Annotated in this window: 5 protein-coding genes and 1 other annotated feature; of the genes, 1 reads left to right on the top strand and 4 read right to left on the bottom strand. The window is 40.1% G+C overall.

The annotated features are described in order from the left end of the window. The 4 genes from Q9Q35_RS02955 to Q9Q35_RS02940 form a co-directional block, all read right to left on the bottom strand. A partial coding sequence (locus Q9Q35_RS02955) for an oligosaccharide flippase family protein (RefSeq protein ID WP_304652062.1) occupies positions 1-458 on the bottom strand: 458 nt, incomplete at its 3' end. A 110-nt stretch (positions 459-568) separates the two neighbouring features. Beyond that, the gene (locus Q9Q35_RS02950) at positions 569-1,915 is read right to left on the bottom strand and encodes an amino acid permease (RefSeq protein ID WP_304652061.1); all 1,347 of its coding nucleotides are present in this window, start codon (positions 1,913-1,915) and stop codon (positions 569-571) included. Between the two features lie 165 nt (positions 1,916-2,080). Beyond that, positions 2,081-4,492, bottom strand: a complete 2,412-nt coding sequence (gene leuS / locus Q9Q35_RS02945; protein ID WP_304652060.1) for a leucine--tRNA ligase — start codon at positions 4,490-4,492, stop codon at positions 2,081-2,083. Positions 4,493-4,548: 56 nt separating this feature from the next. After that, positions 4,549-4,753: a binding site (T-box leader), on the bottom strand. 45 nt (positions 4,754-4,798) lie between these two features. Next, on the bottom strand, positions 4,799-5,341 hold the full coding sequence (locus Q9Q35_RS02940) for a LysM peptidoglycan-binding domain-containing protein (protein ID WP_370648877.1): 543 nt from the start codon (positions 5,339-5,341) through the stop codon (positions 4,799-4,801). A 44-nt stretch (positions 5,342-5,385) separates the two neighbouring features. On the opposite strand from Q9Q35_RS02940, the gene Q9Q35_RS02935 reads away from it, so the two are divergent. Then, positions 5,386-5,646, top strand: a 261-nt coding sequence (locus Q9Q35_RS02935; protein ID WP_304652058.1) for a hypothetical protein, incomplete at its 3' end; no start/stop codon positions are given.

Below are 5,646 nucleotides of genomic sequence, written 5' to 3'. Positions count from 1 at the left end.
TCCTGAAAGCCCTGAAAATATCCGCGCAAAAGACTCATTGACGGAATGATCAATAAAGCTAAAGCTAATGAACGATAGATCGAGACCATTCTTGGATCACCTTGTGAGATAAAAGGAGCGATCAACCAAAAGACAAGCGTACAGACTGCCCCTAAAACAAACAAAGCCACTAAACTTGTTTTAAATAATCTTTTTGAAACGCCATATTCATTTTTAGAATTATAATGTGCAACTTGTTTAGCAACAGCTGAAGGGATACCCGAGATCGCGATCATCAAAAAAATACTATAAACCGTATACCCCTTTGTATATAGAGCATTGGCTTGCAGCTTGTCACTTCCAAACCAGCTATACCAGGGAATGATGTAGAGCGCACCTAAGATGCGGGAAATGATACTCCCAGCTGTCATCCACGCCGAACCACGAAGCATCTTTTCTTTCATCGTTTGTTCTTTCATAGCATATATTCCTTTCTACTGTTTCAGTATAGATTCTAGCAAAAAATATAATACTAAAAAAGATTTTCAACTTAAAAACACCTCAGAGTACGAACCCTAAGGTGTGTTGATCAATTATTTTCTTTAGTAATTTTAAGTTTTCCTGAAAGTATGAACAATAGACTAAACCAGATCAGCGCAAAAATGATCGAGATCAAAGTACTTGTACTCGTTGCCAATAGCCCTAAGACGATCATAAAAAAGGCGATCGTTAAGAAGTTAGACCAAGGATAAAGGGGCATCGGGAAAATACTTTTGGCTGTTTTATTTTGCTGACGATACTTATAGTGACACCAAACTAAAATGATCCAAACAAAGATAAAGCTGACCGTAGCTACCCCTGAGATGATCTCAAAGATACTACTTGGTAAAATATAGTTCAAGATCACGATAATAAAGAGGACTGACGAAGAAAAGACTAAAGACCCAACTGGTACACTGCGATTACTGATCTTAGCCATCTTCTTTGGCGCTTGTCCACTATTTGCCAAAACAAACAACGTCCGACTCGTACTAAAGATCGCACTATTACATGCTGATAGCGCCGCAGTCAGGACCACAAAATTGATCACAGCTGCAGCCATCTTGATCCCGATCCCAGAGAAGACTTGTACAAATGGACTTGAAGTCGTCGCGATCTCATTCCAAGGATAGATACACATCAAGACAAACATCGATCCCACATAAAACAGACCGATCCGCATTGGCAATGTGTTGATCGCCCGTGGGAGGTCTTTTTTAGGGGCAGCCGTTTCACCTGAAGTCAAGCCGACCATTTCGATCCCTGTAAAGGCAAAGATGACCATCGGAAAAGCAGCTAATAACCCGGAAAATCCCTTTGGAAAAAGGCCACCATAGTCAACCAAATTACTCAATTGTACTTGATGACCACCAACATTAGCTGAAGTCAATAATAAGATCAAACCAGTCGCGATCAAAGCCATGATCGCTAAAACCTTGATACTAGAAAACCAAGCTTCTAATTCACCAAAAACTCCCACACTCAGTAAATTAAAGGCTAACAAGATCAAAATGATCGCTAAAGCCGTCACCCATTGTGGTATATTGGGAAACCAATATCGAATGTAGATCCCACTAGCTGTCAGATCGGCCATAGCTAAGCTTTCCCAACATAGCCAATAGGTCCAGCCAACAACAAATTCCCACTTTTCACCGAGATATTGGCGCACAAATTCAATAAACGATGATTTAGAGGTATCAGACAAGATCAATTCACCGATCGCACGCATCATTAAAAAGCAAAAGATCCCTGCGACCAAATAAGCGAGAATGATCGCTGGACCTGCTTTTTGGATCGCACTCCCAGATCCTAAGAAAAGCCCAGTTCCTATGGCACCGCCGATCGCGATCATCTGTACATGGCGGTGCGTCAATGCACGAGATAGTTCGTTTTTCATGCTATTAAAATCCTTTCTGAGACATTAATGTTCCTTTTTATAAATATGTTTACGTTCTATTTTATCCAATTTACTTTGATTTCGCAAATTTCTTTCGAAAAATCAAACACATGTTAAAAAATAAAGAAATGAGATCTAAGTGGGGATCTCATTTCTTTATTACTATTAGTTAGCAACCACATTGACTAATTTACCTGGTACTGCGATCACTCGCCGGATCGTCTTACCTTCAAGCTCAGTCTTGATCTTTTCGTCATTCAAAGCGAGTTCTTCTAACTCTTCTTTTGAAGCTGTCCGTGAAACATTCAAGTGTTGCTTGATCTTACCGTTGACTTGGACAACGATCTCAACTGTATCTTCGACTAATTTACTTTCGTCATACGTTGGCCATTTAGCATAGGCAATACTTCCAACATGACCTAGTAAAGTCCAAAGTTCTTCAGCCATATGTGGTGTGATCGGCGAGATCAATTTGACTAGACCTTCAACATATTCTAGTGGTAAGGAATCAGCCTTGTAGAATTCATTGACTAAGACCATCAATTGTGAAATTGCGGTATTGAAATGCAATTTTTCATAGTCATTTGTAACTTTCTTGACTGTTTGATTGTAGACCAAGTCTAGATCACCTTCGTTGATCGTTGTGATCCGGTCGCGTAATTGACCATTTTCATCGATCAACAAGTTCCAAACACGATTGATAAACTTATTAGCCCCATTCAAACCATCTTCGCTCCAAGCGATCGAAGCGTCAAGTGGTCCCATAAACATTTCGTACAGACGTAATGTATCAGCCCCGTATTGCTCAACGATATCATCTGGGTTAACTACATTACCCTTAGATTTAGACATTTTTTCATGGTTATTTCCTAAGATCATTCCTTGGTTGACCAATTTTTGGAATGGTTCTTTAGTTGGTACAACACCTAGATCATATAAGAATTTGTGCCAGAAACGTGCATATAATAAGTGCAAGACCGCATGCTCTGCCCCACCAACGTAAAGATCTACTGGTAACCAAGCCTTTAATTTCTCAGGATCTGCAATCATCTCATTGTTGTGTGGATCGATATAACGCAAGAAGTACCATGAACTTCCAGCCCATTGTGGCATCGTATTAGTTTCACGTTTCCCTTTACGTCCATTTTCATCGACCACATTGACCCAATCTTCAAGGTTAGCTAACGGACTTTCACCTGTACCTGAAGGCTTGATATCATTTGACTTAGGCAAAAGAAGTGGTAATTCATCTTCTGGAACTAAAGTCGTTTCGCCATCTTCCCAGTGGATCACAGGGATCGGTTCACCCCAATAGCGTTGGCGTGAGAAGGTCCAATCACGTAAGCGGTAATTTACTTTCTTATCACCCACACCGTGTTCTTTCAACCAATTGATCATCGTCTCGATAGCTTCTTCTTTAGTCAAACCATTCAAGAAATCGGAGTTGATATATTCACCCTCACCGGTGTAAACTTCTTTTTCAACATCGCCCCCAGCAATGACTGGAATGATCGGCAAATCATATTTCTTCGCAAATTCCCAATCACGCGGATCATGGGCAGCCGAAACCATAACTGCTCCGGTACCATAAGAGGCTAAGACATAGTCAGCCAACCAGATAGGTAATTTTTCACCGTTTACTGGATTGATAGCATAACTTCCGGTAAAGACCCCTGTTTTATCTTTAGCTAGGTCTGTTCTTTCAAGATCAGACTTGTGTGAGATCTCTTCAACATAAGCTTCAACAGCTGCTTTTTGTTCTGGTGTCGTTAAGCTAGCTACAATTTCATGTTCTGGTGCGATCGTGATCGCTGAAGCACCAAATAAAGTATCTGGACGTGTAGTGAATACTTCTAGTTGTTCATCTTGACCATCAACTTTGAAATCGATCGTGGCACCAACTGAGCGTCCGATCCAATTGCGTTGTTGTTCTTTGATCGCTTCAGGCCAATCAAGATCTTCCAAATCGTCGATCAAACGATCTGCATAAGCGGTGATCTTCAAGACCCATTGACGCATTGGCTTGCGAATAACTGGGAACCCCCCTCGTTCAGTCTTACCATCGATAACTTCTTCATTAGCCACTACAGTCCCTAGATCTGGGCTCCAGTTAACTGGGATCTCAGCTTCATAAGCTAGGCCACGCTTGTAAAGTTGTTCAAAGATCCATTGTGTCCATTTGTAATAAGCCGAATCAGTCGTGTTTACTTCGCGATCCCAATCGTAAGAAAGACCCAATGATTTGATCTGACGTCTAAAATTGTTAATATTTTTCTTAGTAAATTCACGTGGCGAATTACCAGTATTCAACGCATATTGTTCCGCTGGTAACCCAAAAGCATCCCACCCCATCGGATGTAAAACATTGTAGCCTTGCATCCGTTTCATGCGTGAAATGATATCAGTCGCTGTATATCCTTCTGGATGGCCTACATGTAGCCCTTGGCCTGATGGGTAAGGAAACATATCTAAAGCATAGTAATTCTTTTTATCCTTATCCTCAGTTGTCTTGAACGTTTTATGTTCATCCCAATAACGTTGCCATTTTTTTTCGATTTCTTTATGATTATAGCTCATCTATCCATAGTTCCTTTCTAGAAAATAAAAAAGTCCTACATAGAGTTATAAACTCCATATAGGACGAAAAACCGCGGTACCACCCATATTCCAACACTAAGTTGACACTTAACTTCGTAACGGGAAGGACCGTTTTCACTTACTAGCTTCGGCGAAAAACTCAAAGGCGAGTTCAGAAGAACCAACTTGTATACTCACAGCAACCGTATACTCTCTGAAAATAGCTTAGTTCTTCCTAATACTCCTTATCTGCGTTCAAATATTTACTTCATCTTAGCAAAACTGCTCGGCCAATTCAAGAGAAAATTATTTTAATTTCAAATTTTGTCCGACATAGATCATGTCTGAGGTCAAATTATTCAAAGCTTTCAATTGATTTACCGTCGTACCATTATTGGAAGCGATCCGCCAAAGCGAGTCACCCGCTTTGACTGTATATGTTTTCTTTGTACTACTTTGGGCGTTTGTCTTATTAGCCGTTGTAACTGCACCCTTAGTTACTTTAAGCGTTTGACCAACATAGATCCGGTCACTTGACAAGTTATTGACCCGTTTTAAGTCATTTAACGTCATTTTATGTGAATTAGCGATCGCCCATAAAGAATCGCCCGCTTTGACTGTATACGTCCCATTGCCACTTGCTTGAGTCTGATTTGAATTTTGAGATGCATTTGTGTTCGTGCTTGGCTGACTCGAAGCTGCTTGACCTGAGACTTTCAAAACTTGGCCTGGCATGATCAAATTACTGCTCAAGTTATTCAAACTCTTCAACTCTTGCAAACTCATATTGTGGTTGACTGCGGATTTGAGTACACAGCCGAAGAACCTCACAATATCAGAAATCACCATATTTTTGTGAATATCAAAAAAATAAGGGAGCAAAAACCATTATAATGGCTGTTATTAATATTGATACGAGTGAGATGAAAAAGTTCTTTGATAGTGTGAACAAGCTTGGAAACGGTGATATTGAGAAAGAATTGAAATTATTTCTGGAAGGAATAGGCGTTGAGTTTCTTAGGGTTTTGCGTGATGATATTATAAGGCGGAAAGTAGTGGATTCAAGACAGCTTCTTAAAAGTTTTATCAAAGATGATGAAAATAATATTTGGAGACTTAAAGAGGGAAATTTAACTCTTGAAGTCGGAACAAGC

It is taken from the genome of uncultured Ligilactobacillus sp., assembly GCF_948826705.1.
In the GTDB taxonomy this organism is placed as follows: domain Bacteria; phylum Bacillota; class Bacilli; order Lactobacillales; family Lactobacillaceae; genus Ligilactobacillus.
This window is presented reverse-complemented; position numbering and strand designations above follow the sequence as displayed.

What these genes read in the sequence shown, in the direction of transcription:
- Q9Q35_RS02940 (WP_370648877.1), bottom strand. Translation starts at nt 5,341, where the DNA reads ATGGTGATTTCTGATATTGTGAGGTTCTTCGGCTGTGTACTCAAATCC.
- leuS (WP_304652060.1), bottom strand. Translation starts at nt 4,492, where the DNA reads ATGAGCTATAATCATAAAGAAATCGAAAAAAAATGGCAACGTTATTGG.
- Q9Q35_RS02950 (WP_304652061.1), bottom strand. Translation starts at nt 1,915, where the DNA reads ATGAAAAACGAACTATCTCGTGCATTGACGCACCGCCATGTACAGATG.